Source organism: Streptomyces shenzhenensis (assembly GCF_021462265.1).
GTDB classification, from domain to species: Bacteria; Actinomycetota; Actinomycetes; order Streptomycetales; family Streptomycetaceae; genus Streptomyces; species Streptomyces shenzhenensis.
The window spans coordinates 150,364-169,880 of record NZ_JAJONF010000015.1; the positions used below are offsets into that span (position 1 = coordinate 150,364).

The 19,517-nt window shown below is 71.4% G+C and carries 17 protein-coding genes and 2 pseudogenes; 7 read left to right on the plus strand and 12 right to left on the minus strand.

Annotated features, from left to right (window positions below; genetic code table 11):
* Positions 1-10: 10 nt before the first annotated feature.
* The 4 genes from LQ326_RS20970 to LQ326_RS20985 all read right to left on the minus strand — a co-directional run bounded on the left by LQ326_RS20970 (position 11) and on the right by LQ326_RS20985 (position 4,759).
* Entirely contained in the window at positions 11-904 is an 894-nt protein-coding gene (locus LQ326_RS20970) for a carbohydrate ABC transporter permease (RefSeq protein WP_234538793.1), read from the minus strand.
* Positions 901-1,839 carry a carbohydrate ABC transporter permease gene (locus LQ326_RS20975; protein ID WP_234538794.1) on the minus strand — a complete coding sequence of 313 codons (939 nt, stop codon included), beginning with the start codon at positions 1,837-1,839 and terminating at the stop codon, positions 901-903. Before LQ326_RS20975 ends, LQ326_RS20970 begins: the two co-directional genes overlap by 4 nt.
* A gap of 12 nt (positions 1,840-1,851) precedes the next feature.
* The gene (locus tag LQ326_RS20980; protein WP_234538795.1) at positions 1,852-3,180 is read right to left on the minus strand and encodes an ABC transporter substrate-binding protein; all 1,329 of its coding nucleotides are present in this window, start codon (positions 3,178-3,180) and stop codon (positions 1,852-1,854) included.
* 763 nt (positions 3,181-3,943) lie between these two features.
* Positions 3,944-4,759: an endo alpha-1,4 polygalactosaminidase gene (locus tag LQ326_RS20985; RefSeq protein WP_234538796.1), complete on the minus strand. Its 816-nt coding sequence runs from the start codon at positions 4,757-4,759 to the stop codon at positions 3,944-3,946.
* A 657-nt stretch (positions 4,760-5,416) separates the two neighbouring features.
* Between LQ326_RS20985 and LQ326_RS20990 the strand changes: the two genes are divergently transcribed.
* The 3 genes from LQ326_RS20990 (at position 5,417) to LQ326_RS21000 (ending at position 8,656) form a co-directional block, all read left to right on the plus strand.
* Positions 5,417-6,652 (plus strand): Gfo/Idh/MocA family protein, encoded by a 1,236-nt coding sequence (locus LQ326_RS20990; protein WP_234538798.1) that lies wholly within the window; start codon positions 5,417-5,419, stop codon positions 6,650-6,652.
* Between the two features lie 77 nt (positions 6,653-6,729).
* Positions 6,730-7,620: an SIS domain-containing protein gene (locus LQ326_RS20995; RefSeq protein WP_234538799.1), complete on the plus strand. Its 891-nt coding sequence runs from the start codon at positions 6,730-6,732 to the stop codon at positions 7,618-7,620.
* Between the two features lie 190 nt (positions 7,621-7,810).
* Entirely contained in the window at positions 7,811-8,656 is an 846-nt protein-coding gene (locus LQ326_RS21000) for a class II fructose-bisphosphate aldolase (RefSeq protein WP_234538802.1), read from the plus strand.
* 636 nt (positions 8,657-9,292) lie between these two features.
* On the opposite strand, the gene LQ326_RS21005 is transcribed toward LQ326_RS21000, so the two are convergent.
* The 3 genes and pseudogenes from LQ326_RS21005 to LQ326_RS21015 form a co-directional block, all read right to left on the minus strand.
* On the minus strand, positions 9,293-10,051 hold the full coding sequence (locus tag LQ326_RS21005) for an SDR family NAD(P)-dependent oxidoreductase (protein ID WP_234538804.1): 759 nt from the start codon (positions 10,049-10,051) through the stop codon (positions 9,293-9,295).
* A 56-nt stretch (positions 10,052-10,107) separates the two neighbouring features.
* A pseudogene (locus LQ326_RS21010) lies at positions 10,108-10,596 on the minus strand (alpha/beta hydrolase fold domain-containing protein); the annotation flags it as partial.
* Positions 10,597-10,655: 59 nt separating this feature from the next.
* Entirely contained in the window at positions 10,656-10,973 is a 318-nt protein-coding gene (locus LQ326_RS21015; RefSeq protein ID WP_234538805.1) for a putative quinol monooxygenase, read from the minus strand.
* A 139-nt stretch (positions 10,974-11,112) separates the two neighbouring features.
* Between LQ326_RS21015 and LQ326_RS21020 the strand changes: the two genes are divergently transcribed.
* The 3 genes and pseudogenes from LQ326_RS21020 (at position 11,113) to LQ326_RS48345 (ending at position 13,655) form a co-directional block, all read left to right on the plus strand.
* Positions 11,113-12,018 (plus strand): AraC family transcriptional regulator, encoded by a 906-nt coding sequence (locus LQ326_RS21020; protein WP_234538807.1) that lies wholly within the window; start codon positions 11,113-11,115, stop codon positions 12,016-12,018.
* A 134-nt stretch (positions 12,019-12,152) separates the two neighbouring features.
* Positions 12,153-12,635, plus strand: a pseudogene (locus LQ326_RS21025) (molybdopterin cofactor-binding domain-containing protein); the annotation flags it as partial.
* Between the two features lie 48 nt (positions 12,636-12,683).
* A complete protein-coding gene (locus LQ326_RS48345; protein WP_308401979.1) occupies positions 12,684-13,655 on the plus strand; it encodes an XdhC family protein in 972 nt (323 codons plus the stop codon).
* Between the two features lie 605 nt (positions 13,656-14,260).
* On the opposite strand, the gene LQ326_RS21035 is transcribed toward LQ326_RS48345, so the two are convergent.
* The 3 genes from LQ326_RS21035 to LQ326_RS21045 form a co-directional block, all read right to left on the minus strand.
* Positions 14,261-15,199: a diacylglycerol/lipid kinase family protein gene (locus LQ326_RS21035; RefSeq protein ID WP_308401980.1), complete on the minus strand. Its 939-nt coding sequence runs from the start codon at positions 15,197-15,199 to the stop codon at positions 14,261-14,263.
* Between the two features lie 504 nt (positions 15,200-15,703).
* Positions 15,704-16,381, minus strand: coding sequence for an HdeD family acid-resistance protein (locus LQ326_RS21040; RefSeq protein ID WP_234538810.1), 678 nt, complete (start codon positions 16,379-16,381; stop codon positions 15,704-15,706).
* Positions 16,382-16,447: 66 nt separating this feature from the next.
* The gene (locus LQ326_RS21045) at positions 16,448-16,975 is read right to left on the minus strand and encodes a zinc-binding dehydrogenase (RefSeq protein WP_234538839.1); all 528 of its coding nucleotides are present in this window, start codon (positions 16,973-16,975) and stop codon (positions 16,448-16,450) included.
* Positions 16,976-17,087: 112 nt separating this feature from the next.
* Here LQ326_RS21045 and LQ326_RS48350 point away from each other — a divergent pair, with 112 nt between their 5' ends.
* Positions 17,088-17,708, plus strand: coding sequence for an ATP-binding protein (locus LQ326_RS48350; RefSeq protein WP_308401982.1), 621 nt, complete (start codon positions 17,088-17,090; stop codon positions 17,706-17,708).
* 7 nt (positions 17,709-17,715) lie between these two features.
* On the opposite strand, the gene LQ326_RS21055 is transcribed toward LQ326_RS48350, so the two are convergent.
* Positions 17,716-18,876, minus strand: coding sequence for an MFS transporter (locus LQ326_RS21055; protein ID WP_372496908.1), 1,161 nt, complete (start codon positions 18,874-18,876; stop codon positions 17,716-17,718).
* Positions 18,877-18,914: 38 nt separating this feature from the next.
* A complete protein-coding gene (locus tag LQ326_RS21060; protein ID WP_372496905.1) occupies positions 18,915-19,514 on the minus strand; it encodes a Chromate resistance protein ChrB in 600 nt (199 codons plus the stop codon).
* Between the last annotated feature and the right edge of the window lie 3 nt (positions 19,515-19,517).

Sequence of the window (19,517 nt, forward strand, 5' to 3'; positions counted from 1 at the left end):
GCGAACGGGGTCAGCCCTTGAGACCGGTGGAGGTGATGGACTGGATGAACGCCTTCTGCGCACCGAGGAAGGCGAGCAGGACCGGCAGCACGGTGATGACGTTTCCGGCCATCACGGCGGCCCACTGGGTGTGGTGTTGTCCCTGGAAGGTCGTGAGGCCGAGCTGGAGCGTGTACTGGGTGTCGTGGTTGATGGCGATCAGGGGCCAGGTCAGGTCGTTCCAGGTGCTCAGAAACGTCAGGACGGCCACCGTGCTGAGGGCCGGCCGGGACAGCGGCAGCACGATCCGCCACAGCACGTGAAGCCGTGAGCAGCCGTCGATCCAGGCGGCTTCCTCCAGCTCGCGGGGCAGCGAGAGGAAGAACTGGCGCAGGAGGAACACCGAGAAGGGCGTGACCAGGGACGGCACGATCAGCGCGCCGAGGGTGTCGATGAGGCCGAGCTGCCTCATCACCAGGAACGTGGGGATCATCGTCAGCTGGAACGGGATCGCCATCGTGGCCAGCATCAGGCCCAGCAGCAGCCGGGAGCCGGCAAACCGCATCCGGGCGAACGCGTAGCCGCCGAGAGTACCGAGCACGAGGTTCGCGGTGACCGTGACGAGGCTGACGACGAACGAGTTGGCGAACCAGCGGGGGAACATCGCGTTGCCCAGCACATAGCGGTAGCCGCCCAGGTCGAGGTGGGAGGGCCACAGCGCCGGCGGGAAGCGGTTGATCTCCGCGTTGCTCATGACCGAGCTGAGCGCCACCCAGATCAGCGGTACCGCGAAGAGCAGGGCCGTCGGCGCGAGCAGCAGGTGCCAGGGGCTGAACGGCAGTCGCGGGTGCCGTCGTCGCGTGTCGGGCCGGGGAGCGGAGGAGGCCGCCTGCGCGGCGCCGGGCGGGGCGGAGACGGTGGTCATGCGGAGGCCCCCTGGACGCGGCGGCGGACGAACTGGAGGATCAGGCCGATCAGGCCCAGGGCCACGGCCAGGACGTAGGCGGAGGCGGCCCCGTATCCGGCGGTGGCGTTCTGGAAGGCCTGCTGCCAGATGAAGTAGACGATCACCGTGGTGGAGCCGAGAGGGCCGCCCTTGGTGGTGACGTACACGAGGTCGAACGTCTGGAGGGACTCGATGGTCTGCCACAGCAGCAGGAAGACCGTGACGGGCCTGAGGGCGGGCAGCGTGACGTGGCGCAGGAGCTGGAGGCGGCCGGCGCCGTCCAGCCGGGCCGCCTCGATCAGCGAGGCCGGCACGTCCTGGAGTGCCGCGAGGTAGATCACCAGGCAGAAGCCAGTACCGCTCCACAGGCTGATCGCGACGAGTACGGGAAGCGCCTGGGAGGGGTCGGTGAGGAAGCCCTGGGACGGGATGCCGAGGTGGTGCAGTACGGCGTTGGCGGCGCCGAACTCCGGGTCCAGGATGAAGGAGAACAGCACCCCCTGGGCGGTCGCGGAGACCACGAAGGGGACGAAGTACAGGGTGCGGTAGAGCCCGACGAAGCGGATGCGCCGGTTGAGGGCGAGGGCGAGGAGCAGGCCCACCGCCATGCTCGCGGGCACGTACAGCGCGGTGTACAGCAGGGTGTTGCGCAGAGCCTGGCTGAAGTGTGGGTCCTGGGCGAGGGCGCGGTAGTTGTCCGGGCCCACCCAACGGCTGGGGGTGACGAGGTCGTCGGCCTGGAAGGACAGCAGCAGCGACCAGATGATGGGTACCACGCTCAGGCCGATGATGATCAGGACGGCGGGGGAGACGAACGTCCAGGCCATGGCGGCCTCACCGGTTCGTCTGCGGCGCAGGGCTCGCCGGCTGTCCGGGGGCCCGGACACGGTGATCGGGGTGGGCAGTCGCGACATGACGGGGGCTCCTCAGCGCGGGATGAGCAGTGCGGCGTTGGCATCGGCAGCGCAGGCGCGCAGTGCCTCGGCGGGGCTGCTCCGCCCCAGCAGCACGGCGACGACGGCCTGTCCGAGAGCCTGCGAGATCTGCGGATAGGCGGCGTGGACGGGGCGTACCCGGGCCGTGTCGAGGGCCTTGGTGAACACCCCCAGGCCCTCGGTGCCGCTCTCCTTGTGCTGCCAGGCGGGCAGATCGCGGGCCCGGCGGCTGAGCGGCAGGCTGCCCGCCTCGATGTCCCAGCGCACGTCCTGTGCGGGCTGTATGAGCCAGCTCACGAAGGTCTTGGCGGCCCGCTTGCGGGCGCCGCCGTTGTCGAACACGGTCCAGGTGTCGGGTCCGCTGATGGTCACCGGCCGACCGGAGAAGCTGGGCAGCGGCACGACTTGGTGGTCGATCTTCGCCTGCTGGATGTCGGGCAGCTGCCACGGACCGGTGACGACCATGCCCATGCGGCCGGACTCGAAGACCTGGTACATCTGCTCGCTGCCCGGCTTCGGGTCGACGTAGACGCTCTTGTCGCGGGCCAGGGCGGCCACCACCTCCAGGGCGCGGGTCCCGGTGTCGCCGAATCCGATGTGCTTGCCGTCGCCGGCGACGACGTCCCCGCCGAGGTCCCAGATCATGGGCCACAGGCGCCAGACGGTGTCCTCGTCGCCGACGCCGGGCCAGCCGGTGCCGAAGCGTCCGCCGCCGGCGTCGGTGAGCGCCTTGGCCGTGGCGACGAAGTCGTGCCACCGCCAGCCCGCTTCGGGCAGCGGCAGGCCGGCCTGCCGGAAGAGCTTCTTGTTGCAGACCACGGCGAGCGAGTCCAACAGCGCAGGCGCGGCGCGCACCTGGCCGTTGACGGTCACGGCCTCGCGCGACGGTTCCCAGTAGCTCGTCCAGGGAGCGGGGGCGTGCCGCACCGTGTCGGTGAGGTCGACGACCTGCGGGCTGCGGGCGACGCTCGCCAGGTCGGAGCCGAAGATGTAGGCGATGTCAGGGTAGGAGCCGGCGGCGAGGGCGGCCGTCACCTTCTGGAGCATCGCGTCGGCGAGGACTCCGCCGCCCAACTCGACCCGGATGCGGGGGTGGCTGCGCATGAAGGAGGCGACCAGGGATTCCACGGCCTTCCTGCCGGTGTCGGTCTGGCCGTGCCACATCTCGATGGTCACGGTGCCGTCGGCGCTGACGCCGTCGCCGCCGCCCGCCGCGCAGCCGGCGGCCGACAGGCCCGCGGCCGCCGCGGTGGCCAGAGCCGCGCCGGCACGCAGCACGTCGCGGCGTGCGGGCTGCGCGCTGCGGTTGACCGCATACATGGGTACCTCCGGTGTGGAGTGTGGGACACGCGTTTCCGCACAAGGGGTGCGTCCGGTGTACGGCGTTCCGGCCGCGGGGAAGGCCGGTGGTCCCGGCGGGGCTGGGTGCGGGGCCGGTCTCCGTGGGCCGTGGCGTCGCGGCGGGCGGTGCTCAGCGTCGGGCGCGTGACGCGGCGGACGGCGGTCGTGCCGCTGCCGCCGACACCACGCGTCCCAGGTGGTGCGAGGCCGGTCGGGTGCGGGCGTCGCGAGGCCGGGCGGGTCGGTCCGCACGGGAAGTGCGTCCAGGCACGGTGGTCGTGTCACGGCGGCCGCAGGGAAGTCGCGCGGATAGGGATCATGTCCGGGCCCAGAACCTGGTGGGCACGTCCCCGCCTCGGACCCCGACGGGGTCCTGGCGACTCAGTCCGGACTTCTGACGCGTGGCCAGCTACCGGCTGGGCGTACCTCTGCCGCCGAGTGCTTCGACTGCGGCGTTGGCCAGGAGTTAAACGACGGTGCCGGGCGGCTGTCAAGAGGCAGTAGTGCTTGGATCTGCTTGGAAAACCGATGAAGCGCGCATGATTGAGCATTGGTCGGGGGCGTGTGCGACGTCTGCCTGTGACGGCTCCCCCAGCCGTCACAGGCAGACGCGCCGTCAAGGGGGTCGGGCGATGTCAACCGCGGTTCGACCGCGCCCTCAAGGGGCGCGGGGAACTGCGCGACCAGCCGCGACGGCGCCGCAGACGACCCACCACATGACCCGGCACGTCCAGCGGAGCGATCAGCAGGTCTTGCGGACGTACCCGCTGGTGCCGGCCGGTGAGACGTCCACGTCGCGCTGGACGATGCTCAGCGTGCCGCCCCACCCCTTGCACGCCTTCGACCTGCCGGCATCGGTGTACTCGATCACGATCACGTTGTTGCCGAAGGCGCTGGTGTAGTCGCCGCACTCGTCGTACTGGCCGCACTCCTCGGCCACGGCGAAGTCGAGGCCGTTGGCCGTCCGGTTGCCGGCCAGTTCGGCGGTGTTCTTCTGGGCGATGGCCAGGCCGTCCGCGTGGGCGCGGGCGGAGAGCAGCTTGATGAACGCCTGTGCGTTGTTCGCCGTCAGCCGGTTCCCGGAGCGGGTGTAGCTGTCGTAGTTGTCGGGCTCGACTGCCTGGAAGCCCTTGTCCCGGCAGCCGTCGATCTGGGCTCCGATCGTGTTGGCGATCCGCTGCCGCTTGGCGGCCGTGCCGACGTCGAGGAGGGCCTCGCCCCAGTCCTCGTCGTAGACGACCTTGCCCGCGGAGTCGCGCAGCAACAGGTCCGAGTCCCAGTCGCTCTCGGCGCCCGGCTGCGCCTGGAAGGCGTTGACGTAGCAGATGTTGTACAGGCCCGCCGCCGGGGAGGCGGTGTGGTCGCGGGTGACGACCCTGACGCCGGTCGGCGGCGTGTAGGCGCCTCCGATCTGGTAGTCGAAGGCGGCGTGTGTGGGCGGCAGGGCTACGGTCGCGGCCCGCGTCGAGGGTGCCTGGACGAGCAGAGCGCCGGTCAGGGCCACAGCGCCGACGGCCGCACCGGCGAGTTTACGGGAGTTGGTGTTCAGGCTGCTCATGCGGTGAGCTCCAGAGGAAGCGGGCACGTCCCCGCCTCGGACACGTGGGGTGTCCTGGCGACTCGGGCCGGGCTCGCGGCGCGGGGCCCGCATACCGGCTGGGCGTGCCTCTGAACGCGGAGCGTGACTCCGGCGTTGCCCGGGAGTAAAGCGATCCCTTGTGAGGATGTCAACGCGCCGCCGAAGTCCCCCTGGTACGAGGCGAGTCGGGGCGCCCCGCGCGAGGGTGCGGCAGCCGGCGGACGGTCACTGTGCCGCGCGGGCCACGGAGGCGACGCGGTTGCTCGCGTGGAGGCGGGTGGCGTGTCGTGAGCACCTGGGCGCCCGGGCACCGGCTCCATGCCCGAACCCCGGTCGGCGCATCGCGACGGTGTCCGAGCGGAGAAAGAATGCTTGAAGATGCTTGAAGTGAGCCTTGATAGAGCATTTTCAAGCATCTATTGTCAGGCGTGTCACGGTCGAGCCCGGGGTGCGTCGCCGGTCCGGGATGCGTCGTGGCGCATGTCTGCCGCGCCTCCCGTGCGGGCTCCGTCAGCGCCCCCCGGTACGCGGCGAGTCCGTCGGCCACCGCGTACCGCGGCCGACCCTCCGACCGGCCTACGACGCCCAGGCGTCGGCCACGTCTCCCCGTCCGGGACGAAGACGAAGGGGTGTTCCATGACCAACCAGCCGACCGCGCCGGAACTGCGCGTCGGTGTCGTCGGCACAGGCCAGCGAGCCGGGCTGGCCGTCCTGGCCGAGCGGCCCGGCTCGGCGCGCGTGGTCTCCTGCGCCGACACGTCCGAGCGCGGCCGCGCCGACGCCCGGACGGTCTTCGGGGCCGGCGTCCAAGTCCACGAGCGCTACGAGGACATGCTCGCGGACGGCCTGGACGCCGTCTTCGTCCTCACTCCGGACGACTTCCACACCGCTCCGGCCCTGTACTTCCTCGAAGCGGGTGTCGCTGTGTTCGTCGAGAAGCCTCTGGCCGTCGACCTCGACGACTGCGACCGGGTCCTGACCGCCGCGGCCCGCACCGGCACCCGGCTGTACGTCGGGCACAACCTCCGCCATCTGCCGGTCCTGCGCACCATGCGCAGGCTCGTCGACGAGGGGGCGATCGGAACCGTGCGGGCCGTGTGGTGCCGGCATTTCGTCGGCCACGGCGGCGACTACTACTTCAAGGACTGGCACGCCGAACGAGCCCGGACCACCGGCCTGTTGCTCCAGAAGGGCGCGCACGACCTGGACGCGATCCACTGGCTGGCGGGCGGCTGCGCCCGCACGGTGACCGCGCTGGGCGACCTGTCCGTATACGGGGCCAGTCCGCACCGCCGTACCCGGCCACAGGGGTCGGAGCGGGTGCAGGACTGGTTCGACGAGGGCGTCTGGCCGCCGTCCGCGCTCCGCGATCTCAACCCCGTCATCGACGTGGAGGACATCAGCATGGTGCTGACCCGCCTCGACAACGGGGTGCTCACGAGCTACCAGCAGTGCCACTTCACCCCCGACTACTGGCGCAACTACACGGTCATCGGCGACGAGGGCCGGATCGAGAACCTCGGGGACGGCGTCCAGGGCGACGCCCCGGTGATCAAGGTGTGGAACCGGCGGCGGTCCGGCTACCGCCCCGAGGCCGATCTGACCCTGCATCCCACCGAAGCGGCCGGCGGCCCGCACGGAGGCGCGGATCAGTCCCTCGTCGACGAGTTCCTGCGTTTCGTCGCGCACGGCGGCGCAACCGAGACGTCGCCCGTCGCCGCCCGCGAAGCCGTCGCGACCGGCATCGCGGCCACCACGTCCCTGCGTTCGGGCGGCGCTCCGGTGGAGGTCCCCGCCCTCGACCCGCACCTCGCCGACTACTTCGCGCGCCACCAGCCCGGCTCCCGCGCCCCGGCCTCCCGGAGCGACTGAGCCCTCCTCCGCACCCCACCGACCCACGCAGCGCCCCTGTGCGCGGCGCCCGTCCCTCCCCAGCAAGGAGCACGCACATGTCGTTCATAGGCGAGGAGATCGCCCGCCAGCCCCAGACCTGGCTCAAGGCCGCGAGCGTGGCGGCCGAGGCGGCGGATCTGCTGCCCCGCCCGGGCGAGCGGGTTGCCGTCGTCGGCTGCGGCACCTCCTGGTTCATGGCCGAGGCGTACGCCGCGCTGCGCGAACGGCGAGGCCTGGGCGAGACGGACCACTTCGCGGCCTCCGAGTTCCCCCACGAGCGCACCTACGACCGACTGGTGGCGATCTCCCGGTCCGGCACCACCACCGAGATCCTGGACCTGCTGGAGCGCAGGCGCGGCCGTTTCCCGGCCGTCGCCCTGACCGCCGGCACATCCACCCCGATCGTCGACGCCGCCGACGACGTCCTCGACCTGTCCTTCGCGGACGAGAGGTCGGTCGTGCAGACCGTCTTCGCGACCACCGCGCTCACCGCCCTGCGCGTCGGTCTGGGCGAGTCGGCCGAGCCGCTGGCGCAGGCCGCGCGCACGGCACTCGACGCGCCACTGCCCGAGGAGTGGCTCGCCGCCGACCAGATCACCTTCCTCGGCCGCAGCTGGGCGCACGGCATCGCCCGCGAGGCCTCCCTGAAGATGCGTGAGGCCACCCAGAGCTGGACGGAGGCCTACCCGTCCCTGGAATACCGGCACGGCCCGATCGCCATCGCCGCGCCCGGTCGTCTGGTGTGGCACTTCGGCGCGGACGAGGACGGACTGCGGGCGGACGTCGCCGCCACGGGCGCGTACTTCGTGGACCACCCCGAGGACCCCCAGGCCGACCTGGTACGGGTGCAGCGGCTCGCCGAGGCCGGCGCCGTGCGCAGGGGACTCGACCCCGACCGGCCGCGCGCCCTCAGCCGCTCCGTGATCCTGGACCGGCCCGGTTCCTGACCCGGCACCCGGCGTCGTCTTGCACCGGTGCCGGCTTTCCGGCGGCGGACGGCGACCCGCCCGGGCCGGACGCCGCACCTTCCGGCCCGATCGGCCGGGACGAGGCGGGCCCGGCGTCACCCGGACACCGGGCCCGTCGCCTCGACGGCCGTCGGCCGTCGGCCGCGCCCGCCCTCTCCGAAAGGACGTCATGCTCTGCCGCACCGCGGACCTGATCGCCGAAGCCCATGCGTCGGGCTCCGGCATAGCCGCCTTCAACGTCATCACCCTGGAACACGTCCAGGCCGTCGCCGACGCCGCACAGCGCACCGGCCGGCCGGCGATCGTGCAGATCAGCCAGAACGCCGTCCGCCACTACGGCGGCGACGTCATGCCGTTGGCGGCCGCCACGACCGCGGCAGCCACGAGCAGCGGAGCCAGGCTCGCGATGCACCTGGATCACGTCGAGGACGTCGAACTGCTGCACCGCACGGCCGAGTGCGGGGCCAGTTCGGTCATGTACGACGCCTCCCGGCTGCCGGACGAGAAGAACACCGCCGCAACCCGCGCCGCCGCCCGCTGGGCGCACGACCACGGCCTGTTCATCGAGGCCGAACTCGGTGAGATCGGGGGCAAGGGCTCGGCGCACCTCCCCGGTGTGCGCACCGACCCGAAGGACGCCGCCCGGTTCGTGGCCGAGACCGGCGTGGACGCCCTCGCCGTCGCCGTGGGCAGCAGCCACGCCATGGTCACCCGCGCCGCCGCGCTGGACCTCGGCCTGATCTCCCGCCTGCGGGACGAGGTGCCCGTGCCCCTGGTCCTGCACGGCTCCTCCGGCGTGCCGCACCCGACGCTGAGGTCCGCCGTCGAACACGGCATGACGAAGATCAACATCGGGACGCTGCTCAACGTCGCCTTCACTCGGGCGGTCCGTCGGGCACTGGCCGAAGCGCCGGAACTGGTCGACCCGCGCCGCTATCTGACGCCGGCCCGGTCCGCGATGACCGACACGATCGCCGACTGCCTCACGACACTGACAGCGCCCGCATCACCCTGACGGCGAGCCGGTCCGGCTTGTCGAGGTGCGGAATCCGGCGAGGAGCCCGGCAGCCTCGCCTTTACACCTGATCCAGACGCCGTAGACGCCTGACGGAACATCAGCCCGTGCGTCATTCACGCGTCATGGCGCATGACGAACACGTCCCGTTCCCGCCGAACAACCCGCCCCTCAAACGAAAGCGCAGGCCACGCGGCGCCGTCCGGCTTCACGTGTTCCCACGCCGGGAAACAGGTCGAGCAGCCAGAGGAAGTCAGAAAACAGCAGGTCAGCTGCCTTGCCCGGCAGGCTCCAGAATCGCCACGCACTCCACGTGATGCGTCATCGAAAAGGTCGGTCTGAGCGAGTCCGAGAAAAGACCAGGTCAAAGCCCCTTTCACGCCTCATTGCCCTGCGTGCGGGCGTCCAGAGCGGCAGACGAGCGTCACGCCGACAGCCCGTCCCTGCTGCTCAGGGCAGAAGAGACTGCGCAACGGTAGCTCTACGACGCCCTGGGCCGGGCCGCGCAAGTCGTCCAGTGACTCCGGCAGACGCCGCCGGACAGGCCGGTGCCGTCGACGGTCAGGTCGGCTTCCGCGGGCGGGATCGAGTGAAGCCGTAGGCCCTGCAGCACGTTTGTGAGTGATCTTCTTTCGGCTAGAGGTTGTAACCGCCTGACACCTCGATGTTCTGAGCGGTGACCCAGCGGCTCTCGTCGGAGACCAGTGAGGCGATCATGACGCCGATGTCGTCGGGTTCACCGACCCGGCCGAGTGCGGTCCTCGCGGCGAGGGCCGGAACAACCTCGGGGAACCGGGTGAAGGCATCGTCGGCGATTCGGGTGCGGGTCGATCCCGGCGAGACCGCGTTGACACGGATGCCCCGCGTGCTGAATTCCTTGGCCATGTACCGCGTCAGCACGACCAGGCCGCCCTTCATCGACGCGTATGCCGCATAGCCGGGCTCCAGGCCGGCCGTCGCCGCCGCGTTGCTGCTCGTGTTGACGATGGCCCCGCCGTCCGCCATCAGGGGCAGCAGCCTCTGCGTCAGGAAGTACGGTCCCTTGAGCAGGACCCGCATGAGGCTGTCGAACGCCTCCTCGGTCGTGTCCTCGATCAACGACGTCTGCGCGAAACCGGCGTTGTTGACCAGGTAGTCGAAGGTGTCGCGCTGCCAGGTGTCGCGCAGCACGTCGGCCACCGTGTCGCGGAATGCCGCCAAGGTGGCGGTCTCGCCGACGTCCAGCGGCAGTGCGACGGCCGTGCCGCCCTCCTTCTCGATGGCGGCGGCCGTCTCCTGCCCTCCTTGCGGGTTGTTGCCGTAGGTCAGGATGACTCCGGTTCCGCGTTTGGCGATCTGGATCGCTGCGCTTCGTCCGATGCCGGAGCTGGCGCCCGTGACGATGGCGACCTTCATGGTGTTCCTCCTGGGGTGCGGTCGTGCGTGGGTTGTGTGTGACTGCGCGGGCCGCGCTACGCGGCGGACTTCGGGGGCAGGACTCGGGCGAGCCGGACTGTGCGTGCCCGGCGGGCCGTGGCCGAGATGTGGGCCTGCGGGTACAGGGCGTCGAATCCGTGGAAGCCGCCTGCCCGGACATGGAGTTCGGCCTGACCGCCGGCCGCCCGGATACGGATGGCGTGGTCGGCGTCCTCGTCGCGGAGGACTTCGGCGGAGGCGGTGTCGACGTAGGTGGCCGGCAGGCCCGAGAGGTCGTCGGCCGGCGCGGGTGACACATAGGCGGGTACCTGGTCATCGTGAGGTCGCCGACGACGCAGCGCCACCCGAACGCGTTCATCTCACAGGCCAGACGCCGGGCCCGTCCGAGTACCGGCGGCTGGAGGCGCCGGTGTTGCGGTGGTCGAGCATGGGGCCGATCAGCACCTGCGCGGCGATCGCCGGGGTGCCGAGGCCGCGGGCCAGCGGGTGACGCCGGCAGCGAGGCCGCCGCCCGCGTCGGCGCCGCGACGACGATCGGGGCGGTCGGGGAAGGCCGGGGCCTGGGTGTAGGGCGATCGGCAGGTCAGAAGGCGGCCTTGCCCCGGACCGGCACGTAGTCGGTGTATTCGGATTCCTTGGCCAGCAGTCCGTCGATCTGCGCCACGATGGCTTGGGCGGCCTCGCCGGCGAAGATCCGGTGGTGGTCCTCCTCGCTGGTCCAGCCCTCGGTGACGTGGACGACGTCGGGGTCGGACGCGGAACGGGAGACGAGGTAGACGACACAGAGTTCGCTCGCGCCGGGACTGCCCTCGTCCAGACCGGTCAACAGCAGGTCGACCAGTCGGTCGCCCATGCCTGGCTTGGCGGTCAAGGTGGCGTTGAAACCGTAGTTGGCGATCATTGCCTTCTTCTCGGTAGTGGAGTGAGGTGATGCCATTCAACCGAGGTGACCTGCGAAAACACTAGAACGATGCTCGCTCGTACTTGCACGATCCTCGTAGTCATGGGAGCCGCGCGCGGAATGGTGCTGCAATGGACGCATGCCCCTCGAAGAGCTCCGCAGCCTGCTGACCCGGCATGCCCGGCCCGACTGGACCACTGCCATCGACGGCGTCCTGATCTCGAAGGTCGACCGATCGGATCCGCCGGAGCCCTCGATGTCCGGCACGGTGCTGGCGGTCATCGCCCAGGGCTCCAAGCGTCTCGCGCTGGGTGACCGCGTGTACGAGTACGGCGCCGGGCAGTATTTGGTCGCATCCGTCGACCTGCCCGTCAGCGGGCAGTTCACCCGGGCCGACGCCGAGCAGCCGGCGCTGGGGTTCGGACTCGTGCTGGAACCGCCGGCTGTCGCCGAGTTGCTGTTGCAGGCCGGGCCCGGAGACACCCCCCGCACCGGCGGAGGTGCGCCGTCGGGGATCATCGTCAGCGACGCTCCGGCCGCGCTGCTCGATGCGGTGGTCCGGCTACTGCGTCTGCTCGACGAGCCCCGCGACCGGGCCGTACTCGCCCCATTGGTCACACGCGAGATCCTGTGGCGCCTGATCACCGGCGACCAGGGCGCGACAGTCCGCCAACTCGGCCTGGCCGACAGCAGCCTCAGCCACGTCTCCCGGGCCGTGGGCTGGATCCGCGAGCACTACGCGGAGCCCTTCCGGGTCGAGGACGTGGCGCGGATGTCCGGGATGAGCGTCTCCGCCTTCTACCGCAACTTCCAGGCGGTGACCGCGATGAGCCCCATTCAGTTCCAGAAACAGATCAGGCTGCAGGAGGCGCGACTGCTGCTCGCCACCCGTCCGGGCGACGTCACCGGCGTCGGCCACCGCGTCGGCTATGACAACCCGTCACAGTTCAGCCGCGAATACCGCCGCCAGTTCGGGGCGCCCCCCAGCAAGGACGCGGTCCGACTGCGTCAGGCCGTGCGTACTCCTTCGGGTGTCCTTCCCTGAATCCGGACTGGACTCCGCGAGTCCGCCTGGGAACTGCCCCGCGTCCTCGCCGACCGGGGCCCTGGCGCGGCGGCCGTCGTGGTGAGCAGCCTCCCCTGGCCGGCGTTCACCGGTCCGCGAGGCCAGGCCCTCGTACCGGCGAGTCGCTCGGTGCGCTGCCACCCATGGAACGGCACTCCTACAGCGCCGTGTTCTGCCAAGTGACCGTCGACCCGGCCACCGGCGAGGTACGCGTGCGGCGGCTTCTGGGCATGTTCGCCGTGGGCCGCGTCATCAACCCGCTCCTCGCGCGCAGTCAACTGGTCGGGGGCATGGTCATGGGGCTGTCGACAGCCCTGCACGAAGAAGGCGCCCGCGATCCGGCGACGGGACGGCACATCACCACCGACTTCGCCGGCTACCACATCGCCGCACCCGCCGACATACCTGGCATCGAAGCCGACTTCGTACCCGACTACGAACCCGGCGACCCGTCAGGACTCAAGGGCGTCGGCGAAATCGGCACCGTCGGCACGGCGGCCGCGATCGCGAACGCCGTCTGGCACGCCACCGGCCGCCGCCAGCGGACCCTGCCCATCCGTCCGGACCGCGTGCTCGAGGAACAACCGACGTTGTGAACCGTCCACGAGAAGGGGCGCTGAGACCGCTGCCGTCGCTGCCCCGAAGTGTGGCCCTTCGTCGACGCCCACCGTCGGGCAGGCCGGCCCGTCTCGCTGGCCCGGCTTGTGGGCCGTGACGGTCCCGGATCAAGACCGCTGGGCGCCACCATGGCCGTCGCCGCGGACGGTACGTGGCGCGGCTCACTGTCGGGCGGCTGCGTCGAGGGCATCGTCCTGGACGCTGCCCGCGCCGTCCTGGCAGGGGCCCCGCCCCATGTGACCGCGGTGTCACCCGGGGACGACCTGCTGCCCTGGGAGGACGCTCCCGCCTGCGCCGGCGCACTGCGCGTCCTCGTCACGCCCGCGCCGCCCGAACCTGTGCACTCCGCCATCACCACGGCGCTGGCCGACGACCGCCCGCTCGCGGTGCGGGTCGGGCTGAGGCCGCCTCACCGCTGGTCGACAGCATCCGCTGTCAGCCAACTGACCGACGTGGGAACCGCGTTCACCGAGGAACTGGTGGGTCGGCCACGGCTGCTGCTGGTCGGCGCAACAGATCTCTCCGCAGTCCTGGCCACCCTGGCCGGGACCTTGCACCGCCCGGTCGTCGTCCTGGACCCACGGTCCGGCCATGTCGCCTCCGGGGCCTTCCCCGGCACCGCCGACGTCGTCCGTGCCTGGCCCGACGAGTGGATCGCCCGCCATCCGCTCGGCGTACACGACGCGGTCGTCGCACTCAGCCATGACCCGCGCATCGACGACCGCGCTCTTCGCGCCGCTTTGGCCGGCCCCGCCGGGTACGTCGCCGCGCTCGGCAGCCGGGCCACCCACGCGCAACGCCTGCGGCGCCTGGCCGACGCGCCCGGACTTGACCGGCTGACCGGCCCCGCGGGCCTCGATCTCGGCGGAGCGTCGCTCGCCGAGAGCGCCCTGTCGATCCTCGCCGAACTCGTCGCGGTGGACAACGGCCGCTGCGGGCGGCGTCTGCGCGACGGTGGTCTGCCCATCCGGGCCACCACGGCCGCAGCGCACACTTAGCCGATCAGGTCGCACAAGGACGACGATGCCTGGGCGGTCTGCCGTCCGCTCGGGAACGTCGCCGGCGGCGCGCGTCGATGTGGTGCTGGCCGGCGCCGAGGAGCGCGACGAAGTCGTCCCGGCCGTAGACGACCCGTCTCGCCGTGCTGGAAGCAGAGCAGGAGGGGATGCTCGGACAGGGGTGGGACGAGGTTGCCGCGCTGGATGCCGGGCGGGCCAGGCCGCGGTGACCGGCGTCGGGGCCGCGTCGCGCAGACGCAGATCCCCTCCGCCCGGCCGCTCGGCGGGTTCGTCACCGCCGAAGACGGCGTCCGCAAGGTCGACTGCTGCGAGATCACCGAAGGTGGGCACAAGGACGTCCGCGAGATCCCGCGCGGTCCGCATGATGTCCGGGGAGCCCCCACCCGTTCGGCAACCGCATGGGCAAGATCCAGCTGTCGGCGGGCACGCAGTTGGCCGCTGTCGTCTACGTACGGCGGCTCGGCACGGGTCACTCCGCACGTAACCGCTGGCGTGTCGCGCCGGCTCCACTCTCCTGCCGCCGGGACGCCAGTTGGTCAGTGCCCGAAGGCGCGCACAAGTCGCCGTTGTGGTGTCCAGCCGGTTCAGGCGCCCCGGCCCGGTAGTCGCCCGGAGGTCCCGGCGCCGGGACGATGCCGGGGAACCCATACCCGGAGCGCCCGAGGACTGATGCGGCACCGCACGGGCGTCGGCAGGCTGACAGCTTCGCCGTCCAGCCCGGCGGGAAGGGCGGGGACGTCGGCGTACACGACAACGTCGTCGGACGTGGCGAGACGGGTGAGGCCGTCAGGTCGCCCGCTGCGCAGCCTCGTGACCGTCTCGGCCGGCGTCTCCGCCCTGGCGGCCAGTACTCCCAGGAGGCCGGAGTCGAGGTGCGCACGCCTGCCGAGCACGACCGGGTCATCCAGTGGGTAAGGGTTGTTGCTCACCAGCACGGCATCCGGCCCGTGCACGGTGAGCGTCCCTGCGCGAACCACCAGCTCCGGGCCCTCGTGGCGGGCCAGGAATTCCGGAAGGATCCGCACTGCCGTACCAAGTTTGTCGTCCCGATAGGCGGGATCCCGCACCAGGGCGGCATAGGCACCGAACGACACGTTGTTGACGAAAACCCGCTCGCCTGCGTATCCCAGATCCACGCGCAGCTCGACGCCATCCGTGAGGGCCTCCAGCGCGGCCGAAGGGTCCTCACGGTCCAGACCGAGGTCCATCGCGAAGTGGTTGCGGGTACCCGCCGGAATGACCACGAAGGGCAGGCCGCTCTCCGCGGCCACCTCGGCGACAAGCGCCTGCGTACCGTCTCCGCCGGCCACCCCCAGCAGGTCCGCACCGTCATCCACCGCACGTCGGGCAACAGTCGCCAGGTCCTGGGGCAGGGAATGATCGATCAGGAAAACCTGAGCACCGATCACACGTGCTCGTTCCGCGATGCGGAACCGGCTTGCCTTCCCTCCCCCCGAACGCGGATTCACGATCAGATAGGGCCGCCGTGCGCCGGTCGTCAGTCGCGACGCGTTCTCGGTCACGGCGCGTACCCTAAAGCCGCGTGTGCCAGCCCGGCGCACATCACTGGTGGCAACAGGACTGCCGCGATCGCGCCCGTGGCCGACAGCGCCGCCCTCTGCCAGACCGACGATCCGGCGCTTGCGCCTGCGGCCACCGCCACCATGACACTTCCCTCGACAGTTCCGACCTACGGCATCAGCTTGCAGCCCGGCCTGGAGAGCCGCACCCGGCACCAGGACCGCCGCAGCCGGACACGGCTGCCTCGAGATCGTTCCCTGGGGGACGGCCGAGGCATGCGCCGGTTGTCCCATTCCCTGGTGGCGGGCGGGCCCTGATCGGGACTTCGCCGGCTTGGGCGGAACGTGAGTGCGGCCCTGACGGGCCGATGCCCGAGATTGCCCCGGCCAATCGGGCGCGACTGGCGACGGGCGACGGGCGACGCCCGGATCGATCGTCATCACAGCCGCGCGCTACTGCGATGAGTGGAGGCCGCCGCTCGCCGCGCCGGGCGATCCGCCCTCCGGTCAGTGCTGGGGGTGCGGACGTGCGTGGAACAGGCGGCGCCGCCGGGCGGGCGTGCCGACAGCCAGGTGGCCGATCTCGACGCGTGTCATGATGGCCCGTACCACCTCCGTCAGGCCGAGAACTATGGCCATGACGCCCACCACCAGGGTGAGTGTCGCGATGGAGGCGAACGGCATGACGATCATCACGATGCCGGCCATGGTGCCGATGATGCCGAAGGCCACATGCCAGCCGCGTGCGGGCATGGCCTGATCGGAGGCCGCGGCGACCGTCTCCAGGGTGCCTCGCATCAGCCAGCTGAAGCCGATCCACAGGGCGAGCAGGAAAATTGACTCCAGCGAGCCCCGGAAGCAGATCAGTCCCAGCAGGACGGAGGCCGCGCCGGTGACGAAGTGCAGTACGCGAAGGTGCCGGGCGACGTGGGTGCCGAAGGCGGCGGCGAGTTGGAAGACGCCGGTGGCCAGCAGGTAGACACCGAAGAGGATGCCGACGACGCGGAGCGTCTCGCCCGGCCAGACCAGGGCGATGACACCCAGGGCGATGGTGGCGAGGCCCATGGTGAGCAGGATCTGCCAGCCCATGTTCGCCACGGCGGACATGCCTTCGGTCAGGCGAGCCTCTTGGGGTTCGGTGACGCGCGGCGGAACGGGCCCGGAGGAATCGGAAGGAAATGTCATGGCACCTGCCTCCTAGTGGCAGCAGCACGGTCACGTCCGTACCTGTCGATCGTCACCCGATCAGCGTCATGTTGCTCGGTGGGAAGGGCTGGGGGTCGCGGCGGCATTCACGCGTGGGGGGGTGATGAGGGCACGTCCTTGGATCCTGCCGTCGTTCAGGAGCTGGTAAGCCTCGTTCGCGCGTTGCAGGGGGAGGTGCTCGACCAGCACCTTGATCTTCTCCTGCTGGGCGAGCGTGATCACTTCCATCAGTTCGGTGAGGGAGCCCCAGTAGGGCGAGGCGACCGAGCACTCGTGCGGCGGGCTGGAGAAATCGACGGGCAGGGCTCCGCCGCCGAGACCGACAATGGTCAGGTGGCCGAGCATCCTGGCCACCTGAGCAGCCATCCGCAGCGTCGGGTCCACGCCGACCATGTCCAGCACAAACTGAGCGCCGTGCTGCGCCGTCATGTCCTTGATGGCGCGATCGCCTCGTCGCCCGAGAGCAGCCTCGTCGGCGCCCATTCGCTTGGCGGTCTCCAGCCTGCCGGCGTCGGTGTCCACGGCGACGACGGTGGTCGCCGCGCTCAGCGCGCGCAGGATCTGGACGGTCATCTGGCCCAGGCCGCCGGCCCCGATCACGACCGCGGTCGAGCCCGGCCCCAGCAGGTGCAGCGACCTGGGAGAGCGCGCTGAGGAAGGTGACGGCCGCTGCTGGACGGGCGCCGTGGCGGGAGGCGTAGGAGTACGGGCCCTTCGCCCCGGGCTTGATCTGCTTCTCCGGGCGCAGGGTCGGGTCCAGGACGAACAGGGCCGGCTGCTTGTCCTCGACCTGGGGGAACTGGGCAGCACCGGCCACATCACCCGGGCGCCCGTACGACTCGCCGAGCTGGTCGACTCCGCCGTGTCCCCGTATCGGCACGCCGCCGAACGGGCCGGACCCGGCCTGCGTACCGACGCGGACGACGCGGCCGTCGACGTCGACGCCCGCTGGCCGGTGGCGGCCATCGGCAACGTCGTCGACAACGCGCTTCGGCACGGCAGGGGAGACGTCCGCGTCACGACCGCCGTCCACGACGGCAGCGTGCGCGTACGCATGGACGACGACGGACCCGGCTTCCCGCCCGCGGCGACGAACGCCGTCACGGCCACCGCGACCACGTTCAGCTGCCCCGCTCCCGCGTACACGGCTGCGGCGATCAGCACCGTCTCCCCGGGGACCGGCACGCCGAAGTCCTCCAGGAAGAGCAGACCGCCGACCGCCGCGTACCCCCAGTGGTCGAGCAGCGGGGCCAGGTCGGCGAAGACTCCGGGCAGTGGAGGTGCGGGCATGGCGGATCACCTCTGAATCGAGGCTACCGGGTGGACGGACCCGGTACTCGGCTCCCGGTGGCGCGGCGACGCACGGCGGTGAGCAGGGGGCCGAGGGCCAGCAGGACGGCGAGGGCGGCGTAGCCGTGGGTGAGGGTGGTGAACGAGGCGATGACGGCGACCAGCAACGGCCCTCCGGCGTCGCCGAGTTCGCGGCCGAGCTCGGCGGCGCCCATGGTCTGGCCCAGGCGTTCCTGAGGGGTCGAGGAGGCCAGCGCGGCGAAGCCGAGCGGGGTGATCAGGCCGGCTCCCACGCCGGTCAGCGCTGCTCCCAGGAGGACCCCGGTCAGCCCCGGCAGCATCGCGCAGCCCAGCCCGGCGGCGGTGAGCAGCAGTCCCGCGGTGATGCCGGACCGGGTCGTCAGGCGCCCCGCGTCCAGAGCCCGCCCGGCCCGCGGCTGCACCACCGCCGTACAGGCGGCCAGCACCGACACGGCGGCACCGGTGGCCACCGTCCCCAGGCCGGCGGCCCGGCCCGAGACCGGCAGGAAGCCCACGCCGACCGAGAGGGCGGCGGTCGCCCCGGCCAGCGCGGACGTCGGGACCAGGAAGGCGGGGTCGGACAGGCGGCGGGCGAGGTCGAGGACCGTCTGCCGGATCTTGGGCAGCGGCGGTACGACGGGCACGGCGACCGCGGCCCAGACGGCGACCGCCGCGCCGAGCACGGCCAGTACCGCGAACAGCAGCCGGAGCCCGCCGGCCCACACCAGCACGCCCCCCAGCAGAGGGCCCAGCGTGTAGCCGATCGACTTGTAGAAGCCGTAACTGCCGAACGCCCGGCCGTGCTTGGCGGCCGGGTTGAGCCGGGCGACCAGCGCGGAGGCCGACGGGGAGAACGCGGAGGCCGCCGCGCCCTGGCCCAGGCGGGCGGCCCACAGCCAACCCGGGCTGTCCGCCATGGCGTACAACGCGGAGGCGACGGCGAAGGCGGCAAGGCCGCCGAGCAGGACAGGACGCGCCCCGACCCGGTCCGCGAGGGTGCCGAACACCGGCTTCAGGAGCACCTCGGCGCCGTCGTACAGGGCAAGGAGTCCGCCCAGGACCAGCAGCGAGGTGACCGCGCCCTCGGCATCGCCGCCCAGACTGGCGGCGATGCCGTGCGCGCCGAAGGCAGTGGTGAACCCGGCCGCGTACAGCGGCCACATCTGCCGGGCCGGCGCCGACCGGGTCTTGGCCGTCCGGCTCATCGGTCGTCGGCCAACGATGTGCCGTGCAGGGCCGCGAAGACGCGTTCCGCGTAGTCCTCGCAGGCGGCGGCGCACTCCTTGAGCCGCTTGCCGGCCTCGGCGGCCTCCGGTGCGCCGAACACGTCGCGCGCGGTGAGATCGCGGTGCCAGCGCCGCAGCCGCTCCAACGACTGCTCCTCTTCCTCCAGCTCGGCGAGGGTGAACTTGGCGATCCGGATCTCCTTCGCCAGCTCCTCCTCGAACTTCCCGCAGTCGGCGAGGAACTCCGTCCAGTCCTCCGACCGCGCGGCCGTGAACAGAGCCTGGAAGCGGGCCGCGTCCTCGGGCCCCCGCCCGGACGCGCTGAGGGTCACCGCCTGCCCCTCCCCCGCCTCCGTCAGCTCCAGCGCGCGGGCGATGCCGTCCGCGAAGACGGGGACGTCCGGCACGGCCCAGACGCCCTGCCCCAGCGAGAGCGCACCGATCCTGCGCAGCTCCCGCCAGACCCCCACCCGATGCCGCGACGGCTGGGCGGGCAGTCTGGTCACGAGGACGAGCCAGCGGCCCATCGGTTCCGCATTCGCCACAGCTACGAATGTAGCAGGCGTTACATTCATGAC